The sequence below is a fragment of the Micromonospora sp. NPDC051543 genome (assembly GCF_044454415.1).
In the GTDB taxonomy this organism is placed as follows: domain Bacteria; phylum Actinomycetota; class Actinomycetes; order Mycobacteriales; family Micromonosporaceae; genus Micromonospora.
In genome coordinates this window covers 13,640-28,852 of sequence record NZ_JBITDT010000020.1, presented here as the reverse complement: position 1 = coordinate 28,852, position 15,213 = coordinate 13,640, and the positions used below count along the sequence as shown (strand labels likewise).

The window sequence follows — 15,213 nt, the reverse complement described above, 5'->3', positions numbered from 1 at the left end:
CGGTTACCTCCGGGCCGGAGCGACGCGGGTACGGATGTGCTCGGGTGGCTCGCCGAGGGAGGCCACCGCTTCGGAGAGGCAGCGCCACAGCGCCCACGCCTCGTCGGGGGTCAGGTACATGCGGCGCCGGCCGCCGCCGACAGCGAGATAGACCGGGTACGGGTCGGGCCGGTCGGGGTCGACGCGGACGGACACGGCCGTACCGGCAGAGCCGTCGGTGCCCGGAGCGCGCAGCCGGTAGAAGGTCGGGGTGGTCACCGCGGCTCACCCCCGTCGGCGTCCCGGTCGAGGAAGGTCAGCAGCGAGTCCGGTAGCAGGGGTCCGCGACGCTGCCGGGGCAGGGACGGCCGGGCCGGTTCGGTGGCGGTCTCCCGGCCAACCTGGGCGAGGATGTCCGCCGCGTCGGCCGGCGCCGGGTACTCGGCGGCCAACTCCCGGATGTGGTCGTCAGAGATGTAGGAGAAGCGGATCCGGGCCGGTTCGGGAGTGCCGTCGAGGATGACGTACCCGACGCCCTTGGCCCATCGCGGCATCTGGTCGGCGAGGGCGCCCCGGTTGCGGGCACCGTCGCCCAACACGAGGTCGACCTGAGCGGCCTCGGTCAGGCCGAGCGCGATTCGAGTCGGGAACAGGTCCCGGAACGGCAGTACCTCCTTGCGGGGGTCCTGCAACGCGGCTACCACCAGCACACCAACGCCGGCACCCTGCGACAGCAGCAGCCCGAGCGACCCGGCGACGCGCTTGCGCAGGTCAACATCTTGGAGGTACGCGGTCAGTGCCGCCATCTCGTCGATCACGACCACGACCAGGGGGTCAGTCAGGGTCGGAGTGTGCACCCGCACCGCGCCGGCAAGCCGGGCCTGCCGCTCCCGCATCACCGTCACGGCCTCGTCGAGCAGGTCGGCCATGGCCTCGAACGACTTGCAGGCGAACCGGGCGAACAGCGGCCGACCCATCGCGAACTCCATGCCGCCCTTGGGATCGATCACCCAGAGCCGGACCAGCCCGGAAGAGATCCCGCCGGCCAGGACCCGAACCAACGACCACAGCACCGAGCCCTTCCCCGAGCGGGTGGCGCCGCCGATGAGGACGTGCGTCGCGAGCAGGTGCAGGCACCAGTGCCGCAGGTCTTCCCGCCGCGCCAGTGGCAGGGCGGTGAAGTCGGGCACCGACGGAACGTCGAATGGGTCGACCAGCGTGCGCAGCGCATCCGTGCGGACCACCACCAGGTAGACAACCGACGGCCGATCCCGGAACCGCAGCCGGTCCACCGCGCCCAGGACCAGCGCCCAATAGCCCGACCGGATTGGCGGGTCATCGGGACGCTCGGAGTAGACCCGGGCGTGCCGCCGGCCGAAGGCGTACGCCAGGTTTGCCGTTGCCTTTTGGAACTCCTCCGGCGTCTGCCCGCGGACCATGCGGATGGTCAGCACGTCGAGCGCCTGATCCGAGCGGACCCGCAGCAGCTCCGGCAGGACCGTGCGATGGTCGTACACCTTGGCCAGGCCGCAGAGGATCATGGCCTCACGCCAGGCCCGCCGGTAGACGAAGAGCTGACGGAACCGTCCGAGGATCGGACCGGCGCACCAGGTCCACCAGGACGACTCGTGCCGCCACCGCCACAGCGCCGACACGGCGGCGGCCAGGACCAGGGGCACGATCACGCCGGCCCGCCCGAACTCGCGGTAGAGGCTCACCCCGGCCACGACCAGGCCGACGGCGACCGGGTGGCGAAGGCACCACCACAGGCCGCGCCACAGCCACCGCAGCACCAGGCCGAGCGCGATCAGCCAGACCGGCAGCTCCAGCCGACGCGGCCGGATCACCATCAGGTCCCCGGCGGCGGTCATCACGACCTCGCCACGCGGCCGGCGCATCACCGCGCACCCGCCACTGTGGGCCGCCGCAGGACGGCAGGCATACCCTTGGACATGTCACTACCTCTCTCGACAGAGCAGGGGAAAGAGACAGAGGGCGGGGCTGCCGTCCGCCAAGACCTGACAGCCCCGCCCCCACCAGATGCGGCTACTGCGCCGCCTTCGTCGCCACGCCCGCCGGGGCACGCATCCCGGTCGCCCGCAGCGAGTACGCCATCCGGTTGTTGTTGCTCACGTACGGCGTGACCGTCATGCCCTCGAACTCCACCGCCTCGAACGGGGCACCCGTCGGCGGGACCGGCTGGTAGTCGGCGGAGATCTTGACCGTCGTCTCCCGGGACCGCTTCCCCAGCTCCGGGTCGAGGTCCATCACCCGGACCTGCCACACCCGCTGGCCGGTCACCTTGTCCTTTGCCGGGCTACGCCGACCGGTCTTCTCGTCGTAGTCCTCGACCTCGCCCAGGGACTCGGGCACCAACGCGCACCCCGCCGGGAACACGTCTTCACACCGCACCGCGAACCTCGTACCGCCGCGCAGAGCCATCGCTCAACCTCCAACTTGTTAACTTGTCTGCCAAGCTGCGTCCAAGGTAGACGGCACTTGGCAGACAAGTCAACAGGCATCCCTGAGGCGGGCGCGGGCAGTGCTCCACACGACAGAAGCCACCGCCATCCGCTCAAGCAATCAGGACTTGCGAAGCGGTGATAGCGAACGAAACTGGCTGGGCAGATGCGGATAGACGCTGGCAACCCGCACTGCGGACGAACTTCCCGTGCCGCCGTTAACTTCGACGGTTCGCTACCGCGATGCCCCATGAAGTAGCCAATAACGCGGATGAGGTTGTACGGTGTAGCAGCACTGCCAAAACCTGAGTTTTAGAAGTTGAGGTGCGTTGAACGTTCAACGCGTTCAACCCTCGACCACAGGCGTGTTGGTCAGAGATTCAATGATCCTGCATCAACACGGGAAACGGGCCTCCATCCGCGCCCGGGTCAGAGAGCAAAGGATGGAGACCCGTCCGGAGGGTCGGCCCGCTAACTGGCGGGTCGGCCCGCCAGCCCACTCCTGAGCCAATCCATGATCAACCACGTCAAGGTCGGGGCGATGAGCTTGAAGTACCAGCTCAAGCGCTCCATCTCAGGCCGCGGGTGCCACGTACGGCTCTTCGGGGCACCGCCTCTAGCCTTCCGAGGCTTCGAACCCTTTCTTACGTTGGTCATACTTCACCTCTCCTTATGCGGGCATGAGTTAATCGCTCTCAACGCTGATCGTTGAAAGCGAATCTCCAGCGGTGCGCGCAGGGTTCGGTTGAGTTTGACCTCGCGGAGATCATAAACACATAACCGGGTTACTGGCAAGTGAAGTACAGACAGATTCAAACGGGGAAGAATAATTGGAGAGATTCGCGCAATCGGCACCGCGCCCTTACTTGACCTTGACTGCAATTCAATGTATGACCCTGGCCGCTAGGCCCTGAATAACGCAGGCAGCATCGAAGCGAGCCCGTCGGGTATGAAGGTGGCCATGGCACACAAGCAAGCGGGGCAAGCTGTCGATCAAGAGCACTCGCGGCCAGCCGGTGTCGACGACAGAACTGTCGAAGCTCTCGGCGAGTTGAGCAAGGCGCTGGAGACGATCCATCGAGTGCGGGGGCACCTCTACTCTGCGCACCAGCTCGTCGGCGGTGCGGATCTCACCCTGGACCGGGTCGTGAAGCTGCTCCGTGAGGCCGGGCACGACGAGATGGCCGACCGGGTCGAACATGAGCTCCTGGGTCGCAACGTCCTACCAGGCCGCTGGACGTTCCAGATTGTGGAGGAGTTCGACGACGGCTACTACGCCGCGTTCCAGGAGATCGAGCGGGACGCGCGGGAGAAGTTGGCCGGCGGTCGGCGGCACATCTTCGAGGCGGAGATGAAGGAGCGGCGGCGCACCCACGGGATGCCGGGGCACGAAGCTACGCCGTAGCGCTACCGCCGAAGCCGTTCGAGATCATCGAGGCCAGGGCGATGGCTCTGGCCTCGATGATCCTCATTCGTGCCTGATACTCGGCCGGTTCCCGGTGCGCAGCCTGGCTGGTGACCTGGCCGGGCCACTTGCGGTAGAGCAGCCCGTACTCGCGGGTGAAGTAGCCGTCGCTGACGGCGTTGGCAGCGAGTAGAAGGCCGGTGTCCTCGGAGGCGGGCAGCGCCATCCAGCCGCCTAGGGCGAAGACGAGATCCCGCCGCAGGCACAACGTCGCCGGATGCACCGACGCCCGGTAGTCATTGGCCTGCCAGAAGGACAGAACCGCACCACGGTCGACGATCCCGCCGGCCGGGTCCTTGTCCCAACCGGCGGTCGACCCGTCGGGCAGCAGGTCGAGTACCCGCGAGGTGGTCCAGCCGATCTGCGGGTGCGCGGCGAACGCGGCGATGTCCCGGGCGAGGGCGCCGGGGGTCAACTGGTCGTCGGCGTCCAGGACCTTGATGAGCTGCCCGGAGACGCGGGCAAGCGCGAGGGTACGGGCAACCCCAGGCCCGCCGGGACGACCGGTGCCGAGACTGATCCGGGGATCGTCGGGCAGCACGTCGACCAGGGCGCCGGTCTGCCCGTCCTCCTGGACGAGCCATTCCCAGTCCCAGCCGTCAGGCATCTCCTGCTTGGCCAACGACTCGTAGGCGCCAGCCAGGTGCTCGATGCTGGGCGCGTGGACCGGGGTGATGACCGAGACGAGCTGCGTCAAGTTTTCCACCGCTGGAGTGTGTGGGAGTAGACAAGCTCGGTGCGGTCGCCTGGCATCACCACGTCGGCGACCTCGACGATCCGGCCGGTCGTGTCGGTGGAGGTCTTCCGCACCGTGAGCACGGACACGCCCGGGTCGATGTCCAGCAACTCGGCCTCGTCTGGCGACGGCGGACGTGCCCGGATCTCGTCGTCAATGCGGTCCAGCTCGATGCCGAGCGTGTAGAGCTGATGCTGTGTACCGCCGGGCCACGGCTCCTTGCTCTCGTCGAGCAGGTCCGGGTTCGCAGCCACCAGCTCGTAAAGCAGATAGGAGTACGACATGGTCAGCGGCGCGTTCTCGTGCTTGGAAGACGTCCAGTAGACCCGGCGCAGCAGTGGCGTACCCGGCTCGACCTGCAAGGCCGCCGCCATCTCCGCATCAGCTTCCACCCGGGAGTACTCGGAGTGGAACTTGAGATCATCGACGGTCAGGCCGGTGTCATGCTCGGTGGCGCCGGTCTTGAGCCGCTCGTCCTCGTCGAGCAGGACGCGTTCCTTCTCCCACTGGTACCGCTCGGCGTTGCGACGGCGTACCCGTTGGCGGGGTGCCCGCACGTAGGTGCCACGCCCCTGCTCCGCGCGGACCAGGCCCCATTCGCGGAGCTGCCGGATGGCGTTGCGGACGCTCGTGCGCGACAGGCCCGACGTCTCGGCCAACTCGGTCTCGCTCGGCATCAGCGTCCCGGGAGCCAGCTCACCGCCCATGATCTTCGCCCGCAACTCTTCCGCGAGTTGCAGGTAGCGAGGGCGCCAGTCCCGGCCATGCACACCGGTCACCGTACCCCCTAGACGTTCCAACGTCTGCCAGGTGGTCCCGCCGGCGGGCCGCTCGGGAACCGGCGGTACGGCTACCGCTGCTCGCGGTGGCCGCGCAGGGCGCAGGCCAGGAGTACGAGGAACGGCTGAGCCCCGACGGGTATTGGCGTTCACCGCGTCTCTCCGGCCCGCTCGCCGCCTTCTGCCGGTGTCAGCATCTCCAGCTGGGCGTAGACCAGCTCGTCGATGAGCCGGTCCACCTGCGCGGGCGACAGGAGTACGGTCTGCGTCGCGCCGTATCGGGTCGCGTCGAGCTTCACGGCCAGGTCCCGGCGGGCGAACCGGTCAACGACCAGTTGGACGGTGACCCAGCCGGTCCGCTCCCGTCCGATGGTGGAGAGAAGCCCGCGGTGCATCGGGTCGTTAGGTCCACAACCTCGACACCAGACCGGGCACACGACCGGAGCGATCGACGGCTGCGGTGGGCCCGCTGGGGTTGCAGGACCCTCACTCATCGCCGGCTCCCTGCTGCCCGGTGGCCTGTGCCAACGATCCGCGAAGTTGTTCGACCAGTTGGGCTGCCTGCGGCAAGGACAACTCCGCCCAGGCGTTCCCGGCGCGGCACGTCACGTGAACGCCGATCATGGGACCGCCCAGGGACTCACTGCTGATGAGGTACGTGACGACGAGCCCGCCCGCCCGACTGTCGCCGGCCCGCTGCATTGGGCCGCGGTGACGACGGGCCATATGGGTCATCACCGGCGGCACCAGGTAGCCGCAGCGATCCGGGGCGCACCAGTCCGGGTGGCTCGTGACGGCGGCCGGCTTAATCGGACGACTCATCGCGGCCACCGCCCGCCGTTGCCTCGGTAGAGCTGGCCTCGCGTCATCAAGGGCGCATACCGGAGCGCAGGCAATTTACGGGTGGCGCCCGTCGACCACCAAGGCGAGGAGGTTGTAGAAGCCGCGCGAGGACTCGACCGACCGTTGCTGCTGGTACTCCGGGCAGATGGGCGTCTCCGAGGCCACCAGGACGAAAGCCAATGGTGTCGACGATGGGAGCCGGGCATCGCACCTCCACAGGTAGACGGGGACCGGTGGCCGGCCACGGGGGAATGCAGCCGGCCACCGGCCCGGATGAAGGCACGGCGCACCGTCCGACGCCGGACGGGTCGGGTATCGCCGAGCCAACTTGTACGCGCGGCTACCGCAACCGGTCCGACAGGACGCCGCGCATCAGGTGCGACCAGGGCCGGCGCGAGGCCACCCCTGACACGAGCCGTCACCCCAGCCGCACAACAGGAAACGTATCTACAAGTGAACGAGTTGTCTAGACGTCAAAACGGGTCACTTGGTTGGCACTTGGTAAGACAAGTGCCAGGTACGGTGAGCAGGTGCCCACCCCGCACTACGGACAGCCCCGTTACCGCGTCATCGCCGAAGAGTTGAGAAAGCGCATCGAGAGTGGCTTGATCCCACCCGGAGCCCTCTTGCCGGCCGAGAGCACCCTCGCCGTCGAGTTCGAAGCGGCACGCGGCACGATTCGTCAGGCCATAGCTGTCCTACGGGACGACGGCTTAGTGACCACCGAACACGGCAGGGGCACTTACGCGATCACCCGCCCCCACGGCCGCCATTCGAATCGGCCCAGCCAACACATAAGGGAAAGCGAGATCGCAGCCGACTCGGACCTAGCCTTTATCTTTAATATCGAGGTCGGTGCACCCCTGATTGTACAAGAGAGCGTCATACGAGACGGAGGCAGGACAGAGGAGGTAATCAGGGCATATCGGGCCCCCAGGAGCGACCAATAGAACCGGCCGCCAGGACTCCGCTACAAACGCTGGATGCGCCACTTTCGATGCAACCGCACCGATGCCGCAGCGGCCAAGCGTTCAGACACGCACCAACACCTCCATCAGTCACGCATGAGCCTCGCCTTATCGCCAAGCCCTCGTATACAACAGGTCGAAGGTGCTGAGCAGGTACGAGGGGTCCTCAAACTTTGCCACGTTCTCGCTTGACCGTAGAACACCCTCGGCTAAGAGCCGCCGGGTCAGATCCGCGGATGCTTCGCAGATGACCCTCCGAGCCCGCCGGACAATGGGCTCGTACTGTCGCAAAGCTTCCCGGTAGGCGGCGGCAATTACCGTTGCTCGGTCGATGACCGCCACGGGAATCGCAACATCTCTAAGATCGGTGGCGCTCAGCTGAGTCTGGCCTGTTGCACCGGTCATGAGACTCGTCGTCTGCACCTTGCCCCACGTACTGTTCAAATAACAGCTCAGCGCATCGGCAGTGTCTTCACCGCCTCTCACTCGGGATCGTGAAATATGCGAGTCGACCGTAGCGGGCAAATCGCCACGGTAGACGGCAGCCTTCCCTAGGGAGCCATCCCCATCCATAGCCACAAGCAAATCGCCATCAGTGATTGGGAAAAGACTAACAGACCTCTCGGTTGTCAGCTTGGCATTCTCCCAGTTAATTGTCCCGGCTTGGATTGTCGCCGTAGCGATCGCCCGAGGGGTATCGTCATCAGCATCCTCCTCAGCCGTCCAGGTGGGTTGCCTGCCCTTGCTAGGGCCGCTCATTAGGAGCGAACCCAGTCGGCGTATAGGGATTGCGGAAAGAGACGACCGCACCGCCGAGTTCTCAGGACCATGCCATCGGTTATCGAGGCGAAGCCCTCTGGTCTCAGCAACATCCGCCAATGCTATTCGGGCCTGCTGAACCTGATTACGCGCAGATGAAGAGAGCGTCAGCCCTGCACATCCAGAAAGAACTTCATCACAGACCTTCGCGAAATCCTCTTCGCTCCGATAAATCTCCTCGATCCGCCGAAGCGCATCCTCGTATCGGCGTGCGATGCCGTCCTGTGCATCGCCTCCGACAACGGGAATGTGAACATCAACTAGCTGCTCCTGACTCAGGTTATCCTGCCGCTTTCCTGCCGCCAGAGCGGCTGTAAGCAGCCGCCAGCCTGGATGACTCAGGACGGCGGCCAAGTAGTTGGGATCCACTTTGGGATCAACCCTTAGACGAATAACGAATCCGGACGGGATTATAGCCGCATCGCCAACTGCCTGAGCGCCTGACCAGGCAATGCCGGGCGTGCCAGAACGGGTAATAAGCAGCTCATCCGACTGGAGACCCGCCGTCTTATAACAAATTCTGGTTCCAGCGATACGGTCGCCAACCGTCCTCAGGGGAACACAATTCGACACGCGGAGCGTCGAGGACGAAAGAGCCGCAACGGACGCATACAGGGCGTCAGCATCGTCTAAATCTTCTGCATAGGCCGATCGCGGGAGATTTAGGCCGTTGGAAAAACTTGCCATGCTGCCTAGCCGGACAGTACCCACAAGCCCGTCCATTAACGGTGCAACCGCACGACGAAGGTAATGAAACCTCGGATCTAGACGGGCGCCACCGGACAGCGCGATGCCTTCCGCTGTCACAGGCAGTTTCATTAGCGCCATAGCTTCTCCGCTCTAAGAACAGACAAGGCATCTTCGGCTCCGCCGCCGATTACAACAGCCCATCCGTCTGCGGCGTCGTTGAGGTTCCGTAGCGCGACGGTCTTTCCCTCTTCGTCCACTACTGGATTGCCGCCACTGTCCACCAGAACGGCGCGGAACAAATCGTTACGCCGATCGTTCTCGGCACGCTTGGTGCGCCGATAACCTACCTCGCCGACAATAATACCCGTATAGTCTGGCGCTCCAATTTCTGCTACTGTACGGCGAAAAGCCAGTACATCAGTATTGATGGAGGAAGTTGCGGCGAGCGCTTCGGCGGCCCAGGCGACTGTGCCATGCTCCTCAAGCAACTGGCCGACTTCCAACTCCGTGAGCGCCGCGTCCACTGCCAGCCGATGACTTGCTATTTGGGCCTGCGCTCGCCTCCCGGGCTTAACGATTGACTTCGCCGAGATTGCTGCAGAGGATTGCGCCGCTTTTAACGTGACGCTGTGGCGAGTGAAGGCCTCGGTCCAATCTCTTTCCTCCTTGGCGGTCTTCTTCTGGGCGAAAAGGAGACTCGTACGGGTAGGCGTCCAAGGTTGGAAAGAGTGCGATGGTAACGTCACAACCGCGCGAACATGGAACCGTTCGAACAAAAAGAGCCGGGCTGCAAGGTTTTCTGTCGTAGAAAAGAAGCTCTCGGGGAGAACAGCACCTAGGCGCCCTCCCGGCCTTAGAAGCTGATACCACCTCTCAAGGAACAGATTCTCGCTATTCCGGTCTTGGGCCAACCTAAAAGCACTTGAGAGATCGGCTCTGACATTCGCATCTAGAGTGATGCTGAAGGGAGGATTGGTGACCACAACGTCGAAGCTCTCCGCAAGTGGCTTGTCGTAAACCCCATCCGGGTCAGGATTTGATCGAAATTTCTCTTCACCATGCCGCGAAGCGATGGAATTCAGTGGCGCCAAGCCATCGTCGTTGAAGACGTGAGTATGGCCGTCTCGGTGAAGGACCATGTTGACCTTTGTCGAGATCGCCAGGTCCTCGCGCTTCTCGATGCCGTAAATAAAGTCCTTAGCCCAAGTGTTAGGAGCTTCAGGGGGGAATCTGAGGGAAAGCTGCTCTCTTACGTCGGCATTACGATCGAGGAGCGCTGAGCGTTGAAGTATGTGCTGGGTAATTGTACGCATAGCCGCAAGAAGAAAGGTCCCACTACCACAAGATGGATCGATAATGTAGGGCAGCCTCTCATTGGGATGAGCAGCGCCGGCGAACTTCGCCTCGGCCAGCTGGCCCACCTCCAGGACTTCAAGCATAAACACGGCGATGTTGTAGTGCGTGAAGAAGAGGCCTTTGCTTTGCTTGAAGCCTTCTCTCGTAATCCCTTCGAAGAAGGCACCCAGCAAATCACCACTCGACCGCCCAGCATTGGTCAGCGAGATACCTTGCAAAAGTTCTACAACCCATTGGGTCTCTTGCGGAGAGAACAGGGACTCCTCAAGAAGATCGACGCGCTGCCCATCGCGACGGATATACCTTTGATAGGCTTCGAGGTAGCGCTCATTTACCCTCACCAGGGTTTGCTTCGCCTGCTCTTTTCGACTTCCCTGATGGAGTACTTGGAATTTGTAAGGCTCTCCTACGTTCGTGACTCTCTCGTCATGAATCTTCGTCAGGAAGAGCCGTACCAGCCACGAGTAGATCTGATTGTCGTCCCGAGAGCCACCCCAGAGGCGATCATGCAGCTGCTTCCGGAGCCGGTCAAGCTCAGTACGATCTATACTTGCCCGCAAAGCGCGTGGGCCGCCGTGTCTTAGCGGCTCTTGCGTGGGCTCATCGTAGTTGATCGGAAAGTCATCAACATGCTGGCGGCCCGCTGCTTCCCATTGTTCGTAGGTCAGCAGGGGATCGTAACCGATGGTAACCGTCCTGATTGCGGGCTGACCGTCGCTCCCCACCTCGACAGTTGCCAGGGAGAGAATTGTCGCGCTGGGCTCACGGCCGCCGGGCGCGAAGAGTTGACCGCTAATCCGACTATCGGTTTCGTCTCCGAAATCAGACGGTGCCTTCATCTCGATAAGCGCATACGCTGCGTCTGGCATGCCGGGGCGGGAGATTCTAATGTCAACCTCGAGTTGACTCTCCCGCCCGAAGCTATAGCGCCTTTCTAGCTCAATTGCCTCGGGTGGATAGCTTCCTCGGGTACAGAGCCATGCAACGAAGTATGCGCGCACGGGCTCTTCGTCCCCCACGTAGTCACGGATCGCCTCGTGCTGCTTTATGGTGGAGGAGTAGAAAACCTGGCGGACATCGACGTCAAGCTTGACATACTGGCCGTCCGGGTCGAGCTCACGTACCGCTCTGGCAAGCGCTCGCAGGTTATCGGTGCTGAACCCAGACAAGGCCGCTCCAAAGCTACCGGGGAGGATTGACCTCGTTACACTAGCCGCAGTGGCTGGCATGGTAAGGGCCCTGGGTCGGCTTGTCGGCATAACGCTACCGATCCGCCGCGCACGGCCACTTGGAGCGGGTGCAGCGGCATAGCTCTCAGGGAAAGTGCCTGAGCGTTCGCGGCCCCGTCTGAGGCAAGCTGCTCCACTGCCGATTTGCTCTGTTCTAGATCAAGGCACCGCGCTCCGCGCGGCGCGGGCGGTGAACCGGCCGGCGGCAAGCCGCCCCGGCCGCCTCCGGCGCCGGGGCGGAGAGCCACCGACTGCCGCCGGACCGCCGCCCCGACTCCACTGATTCAAGCGCTGCACCACCACGGCCAGGAGGCACGGAAGCCGACAGGTCGACCTGATCGAGGGCCAGGGCTTCCGACTGCCGCGCCAGTCCAACATCGGGACTGGCTTGCCCCCGGCCTACCTCCGCAGCCAGCCAACCCCACGGCAGCCCTCAGCAGGTCACTCCAGGCGTGTTCGCGCCGGGCCGGCAACTCCCCAGAGCACGAGCGTTCGCAGCCCCAGAAGAGCCCTCAGCGACAAGACCGACCTGCCCACCATCTGCCCACAACCAGTCGTCAACAGCTGGACCCAGCCAGACTCGGCTAGATCAACGACAACGGCCCCCGATCAGCATCTCTGCTGGTCAGGGGCCGTGTCTGCACCTGGTGGCGGGTAGAGGATTCGAACCTCTGTAGCTTTCGCGACGGATTTACAGTCCGCTCCCATTGGCCGCTCGGGCAACCCGCCAGGGCACCCCACCGCGTCGCAACGCGGCGGCGGAAGCAAGGATAGCGGCTCGCCCCGGGACCGGTGCAACCGGGTACGGTCAGGGGGTCGTGCCGCTGGTCGGCGGCCGACTGCAGGCCCCAGACCGCCGGACAGCAGGAGCAGAAGCATGCCAGCGAACCCGTCTTTCGACATCGTGAGCAAGGTCGACCGCCAGGAGGTCGACAACGCCCTCCGGCAGGCGGAGAAGGAGCTCGCGACGCGGTTCGACTTCCGCGGCACGGGCGCGGAGATCTCCTGGTCCGGCGAGGAGGCGATCGGCCTTCAGGCGGAGACCGAGGAGCGGGTCCGCGCCGCGCTTGACGTCTTCAAGGAGAAGCTGGTCAAGCGGAACATCTCGTTGAAGTCGTTGGACGCGGGTGAGGCGCGCCCATCCGGCAAGGTCTTCAAGATCGACTGCAAGGTGATCCAGGGCATCGAGACGGACAAGGCCAAGGCGATCAGCAAGAAGATCCGCGACGAGGGCCCGAAGGGCGTTCAGGCGCAGATCCAGGGCGACCAGCTGCGCGTCACCGGCAAGAAGCGGGACGACCTCCAGGCGGTCATCTCGCTGCTCAAGGGTGAGGACTTCGGCGTCGCCCTCCAGTTCACGAACTACAGGTAAGCCCCGGCCAGCGGGTCCCTGGGCAGACGTCGCCGCCAGTGGTCGTCGTTCGTCACTAGTGTCTGACGGCCGACGGCCTGGCTAGCTGCCTGATCCACCCTGAGGGGTCGGCCTGGCAGCGGTCCTCCCGCGACACCGTAGATGCGCCACGCCTGCTCCGCTTCAAGCAAGTCGTCCGCCGCTTGACCCCTCGCTTGTAAGTTCTGGGCGCTCCGTCCGGCGGGGTCCGTGCACGTCTGCGACCTTGGGCGGGGTGTCCGAGGTCGGCCGCTGGCGGCTTCCCTCGTCCCGGGCGGTTGCTGTCGACGCTGCTGCCGCAGACGGCTCAGGAACGCAGTTGCGTGCGCGGGGCGCGACCGCCTCGGACCCCCGCGCACGCTCGAAGTCTGGCGAGCGGCGTTCTTGCTCCTTCCGCGCAAGCCGCGGGCAGAGCAGTCAGCTTCAGAATCCTCAGCGCTGCCGGCGTTACCGCATCGACCCATGACCAACCCCACCGCGCGGTAGAGCCGCACCCACGACGAACGCCGACGAACTGTCGTCGAGACCGAGGATCGTCTGGCCGCAAGTGTCAGCCACGTCCCGAGGCTGATCTGTCACGAACGTTCTAAACCCCACATCGCCGGCAGCCGGCGGCGTCGTTCGTCGACTGATGCGCGACGCTCGTCCGCCAACTGATCTGCGGCACCTCCGGACGCTGGTGACGGCAGATCCCGGCGCCTGATCTTGGCGAGACAGATGGCAGGCAGGAAGGCGCAGCCGCTTTGGATGCCGGGTCATCAGCCAATCGGATGACCAGAGGCGATGATCGGCTATTTCCATGTGCGACGGACACCCTGCAACGCCTAGGAAGGACGCATGACCAACGAGCGGACCGTCCCCCTGCTGCCGTGCGCATCCATTGACGACATTGAAGCCTTCTACGGAGTTCTCGGTTTCCGCACCACGTACAAGCAACGCAAGCCCAACGCGTGTGTGGGAGTTCAGCGGGAAGACCTGCACCTGCAGTTCTTTGAGATCGCCGGATTTGACCCGGAGCAGTCCTATGGCTCCTGTCTCGTACTCACCGCAGACATCGAGGGACTACACCGGGCATTCGCAGCCGGCATGCGGGCCGCGTACGGCAAGGTGCTGGTGTCCGGAACACCGCGGATGACCCGGCCCAGGGCGCGGAAGAACGCCGACGGGTTGGGCGGGTTCAGCGTCATCGACCCGGGCGGCAACTGGATCCGCGTCTTTCGGGACGCCGCCACCGCGCCCATGCCGGCCGCCACGCCTGCCGGGCGGCTGGCCAAGGCCCTGGCGAATGCTGTCGTGCAGGCCGATTCCAGGGGAATTGTCGAACAGGCGGTTCGGATCCTCGACAGCGCGTTGGCCCGCCCGCAGGCCGACGACGACCCGGTCGAGCAGGTAGAGGTCCTGGTCTACCGCGCCGAACTCGCGATGGTGCTGGACGATCCGAAGACTGCGGCCGAGATGCTGGCCCGCGCCCGGTCCGTCACGCTCACGGAGCAGGAATCCGAAAGGGCGGCGCCCGCGTTCGACAACGCCACCGAACTCGCCGCAGCACTGCGGTGACTCACGATACGAACGCCGGCATACGTTCAACCGGGACTTCTGGCATCCCGCACTCCCGGCTGCCACAGCGATCATGGCTGCGTTCTGGCTGGTATCGGGCGGCGCCTCGCTGACGTGCAGCGACTCCGCTACGGTCGCATCGTGGATCCTCGATCTCGGCGAGCGGACACCGGACGGATACTTGGCACGCTGTCGCTCATCGTTGGCTTTCTGACCTCGCTACTCACCCTGTCAGCGGGCTACGACGGCATGGCGCCGCACTTCGTCGCGTTTCTCCTCGTGCTGACCGGCATCGGCCTACGGATCGAGGCGGCGATCACTGACCGGAGGCCGTAGCCCTCGCCGTGGCCGACCGGAGGTCGGTGGCGATCCCGCAACGCCCGTACCCGCGCCGATCCGTCAGCGGTCGACGCGGTACCAGTGGGCGGTCTCGCCCGGAATCGGCGTCAATCGCACCCGCGCGCCGCCCGGGTCGTCGAGGATGCGGACGCCGTCGCCGAGCAGCACCGGCGCGAAGAAGATCAGGACCTCGTCGAGCAGGCCGGCGCGTAGGCACTGCTTGGCGACGTCCGCGCCGAGCACGTTGACGTACCTGTCGCCTGCGGCCTCCTTGGCCTGCGCTACGGCGCTGTACAGATCGTCGGCGAAGGTGACGCCGTCGAGCGGGTCGGTGGGCGACTGGTGGGTCAGGACGACCACCGGGCCCTGGTACCGGCCGCCGAACGCGCCTTCCTTGTCAGTGCCACGGTTCGGGTCGTCACCGCCGAAGGTGCGGTTACCGGCCAGGATCGCGCCGACGTTGGCCAGCAGACGGTCGGCGGTCGGGTTGTCGCCGCCGAGGTGTTCGGTGAGCCAGGACATGTCACCGCCGGGGCCTGCGATGTAGCCGTCGAGCGATGCGGTCGCGGAGTAGAGCAGCTTGGCCATGGTTTCCCCTCGT

Annotated in this window: 16 protein-coding genes and 1 tRNA gene; 5 read left to right on the top strand and 12 right to left on the bottom strand. The window is 64.8% G+C overall.

The genetic code is table 11. The features are described from left to right. Positions 1–3: 3 nt before the first annotated feature. From ACIA3K_RS27830 to ACIA3K_RS27820, 3 genes are all read right to left on the bottom strand, one after another. Positions 4–258, bottom strand: coding sequence for a hypothetical protein (locus tag ACIA3K_RS27830; protein WP_396804608.1), 255 nt, complete (start codon positions 256–258; stop codon positions 4–6). Further along, a complete protein-coding gene (locus ACIA3K_RS27825) occupies positions 255–1,877 on the bottom strand; it encodes an FtsK/SpoIIIE domain-containing protein (protein WP_396804607.1) in 1,623 nt (540 codons plus the stop codon). Before ACIA3K_RS27825 ends, ACIA3K_RS27830 begins: the two co-directional genes overlap by 4 nt. Positions 1,878–2,025: 148 nt before the next feature. Next, on the bottom strand, positions 2,026–2,421 hold the full coding sequence (locus ACIA3K_RS27820; RefSeq protein WP_396804606.1) for a transcriptional regulator: 396 nt from the start codon (positions 2,419–2,421) through the stop codon (positions 2,026–2,028). 981 nt (positions 2,422–3,402) lie between these two features. Between ACIA3K_RS27820 and ACIA3K_RS27815 the strand changes: the two genes are divergently transcribed. Next, complete coding sequence (locus ACIA3K_RS27815; RefSeq protein WP_396804605.1) at positions 3,403–3,846, top strand: hypothetical protein; 444 nt, start codon at positions 3,403–3,405, stop codon at positions 3,844–3,846. Here the strand turns inward: ACIA3K_RS27815 and ACIA3K_RS27810 are convergent. The 5 genes from ACIA3K_RS27810 to ACIA3K_RS27790 all read right to left on the bottom strand — a co-directional run bounded on the left by ACIA3K_RS27810 (position 3,836) and on the right by ACIA3K_RS27790 (position 6,444). Continuing rightward, complete coding sequence (locus ACIA3K_RS27810; RefSeq protein ID WP_396804604.1) at positions 3,836–4,612, bottom strand: glycosyltransferase family 2 protein; 777 nt, start codon at positions 4,610–4,612, stop codon at positions 3,836–3,838. The two genes, ACIA3K_RS27815 and ACIA3K_RS27810, sit on opposite strands and share 11 nt — an antisense overlap. Next, positions 4,600–5,421, bottom strand: coding sequence for a GntR family transcriptional regulator (locus ACIA3K_RS27805; protein WP_396804603.1), 822 nt, complete (start codon positions 5,419–5,421; stop codon positions 4,600–4,602). Before ACIA3K_RS27805 ends, ACIA3K_RS27810 begins: the two co-directional genes overlap by 13 nt. 149 nt (positions 5,422–5,570) lie before the next feature. Beyond that, positions 5,571–5,816, bottom strand: coding sequence for a precorrin-4 C11-methyltransferase (locus ACIA3K_RS27800; RefSeq protein WP_203149201.1), 246 nt, complete (start codon positions 5,814–5,816; stop codon positions 5,571–5,573). 91 nt (positions 5,817–5,907) lie between these two features. Further along, positions 5,908–6,243, bottom strand: coding sequence for a hypothetical protein (locus ACIA3K_RS27795; protein WP_396804602.1), 336 nt, complete (start codon positions 6,241–6,243; stop codon positions 5,908–5,910). 75 nt (positions 6,244–6,318) lie between these two features. Next, positions 6,319–6,444: a hypothetical protein gene (locus ACIA3K_RS27790; protein WP_396804601.1), complete on the bottom strand. Its 126-nt coding sequence runs from the start codon at positions 6,442–6,444 to the stop codon at positions 6,319–6,321. Between the two features lie 350 nt (positions 6,445–6,794). Between ACIA3K_RS27790 and ACIA3K_RS27785 the strand changes: the two genes are divergently transcribed. Continuing rightward, a complete protein-coding gene (locus ACIA3K_RS27785) occupies positions 6,795–7,214 on the top strand; it encodes a GntR family transcriptional regulator (protein ID WP_396804600.1) in 420 nt (139 codons plus the stop codon). Between the two features lie 126 nt (positions 7,215–7,340). Here the strand turns inward: ACIA3K_RS27785 and ACIA3K_RS27780 are convergent, their stop codons facing one another. From ACIA3K_RS27780 to ACIA3K_RS27770, 3 genes are all read right to left on the bottom strand, one after another. Next, positions 7,341–8,420 carry a hypothetical protein gene (locus tag ACIA3K_RS27780; protein ID WP_396804599.1) on the bottom strand — a complete coding sequence of 360 codons (1,080 nt, stop codon included), beginning with the start codon at positions 8,418–8,420 and terminating at the stop codon, positions 7,341–7,343. Between the two features lie 449 nt (positions 8,421–8,869). Then, the gene (locus ACIA3K_RS27775; protein WP_396804598.1) at positions 8,870–11,266 is read right to left on the bottom strand and encodes a class I SAM-dependent DNA methyltransferase; all 2,397 of its coding nucleotides are present in this window, start codon (positions 11,264–11,266) and stop codon (positions 8,870–8,872) included. 705 nt (positions 11,267–11,971) lie between these two features. Beyond that, positions 11,972–12,055 (bottom strand) — tRNA-Tyr (locus ACIA3K_RS27770). Between the two features lie 148 nt (positions 12,056–12,203). Here ACIA3K_RS27770 and ACIA3K_RS27765 point away from each other — a divergent pair. The 3 genes from ACIA3K_RS27765 to ACIA3K_RS27755 all read left to right on the top strand — a co-directional run bounded on the left by ACIA3K_RS27765 (position 12,204) and on the right by ACIA3K_RS27755 (position 14,609). Then, the gene (locus ACIA3K_RS27765; RefSeq protein ID WP_355053333.1) at positions 12,204–12,698 is read left to right on the top strand and encodes a YajQ family cyclic di-GMP-binding protein; all 495 of its coding nucleotides are present in this window, start codon (positions 12,204–12,206) and stop codon (positions 12,696–12,698) included. An 855-nt stretch (positions 12,699–13,553) separates the two neighbouring features. After that, on the top strand, positions 13,554–14,273 hold the full coding sequence (locus ACIA3K_RS27760; protein WP_396804597.1) for a VOC family protein: 720 nt from the start codon (positions 13,554–13,556) through the stop codon (positions 14,271–14,273). A gap of 141 nt (positions 14,274–14,414) precedes the next feature. Continuing rightward, the gene (locus ACIA3K_RS27755; RefSeq protein ID WP_396804596.1) at positions 14,415–14,609 is read left to right on the top strand and encodes a hypothetical protein; all 195 of its coding nucleotides are present in this window, start codon (positions 14,415–14,417) and stop codon (positions 14,607–14,609) included. Positions 14,610–14,672: 63 nt separating this feature from the next. On the opposite strand, the gene ACIA3K_RS27750 is transcribed toward ACIA3K_RS27755, so the two are convergent. Next, the gene (locus tag ACIA3K_RS27750) at positions 14,673–15,200 is read right to left on the bottom strand and encodes a dihydrofolate reductase family protein (RefSeq protein ID WP_396804595.1); all 528 of its coding nucleotides are present in this window, start codon (positions 15,198–15,200) and stop codon (positions 14,673–14,675) included. Positions 15,201–15,213 lie beyond the last annotated feature (13 nt).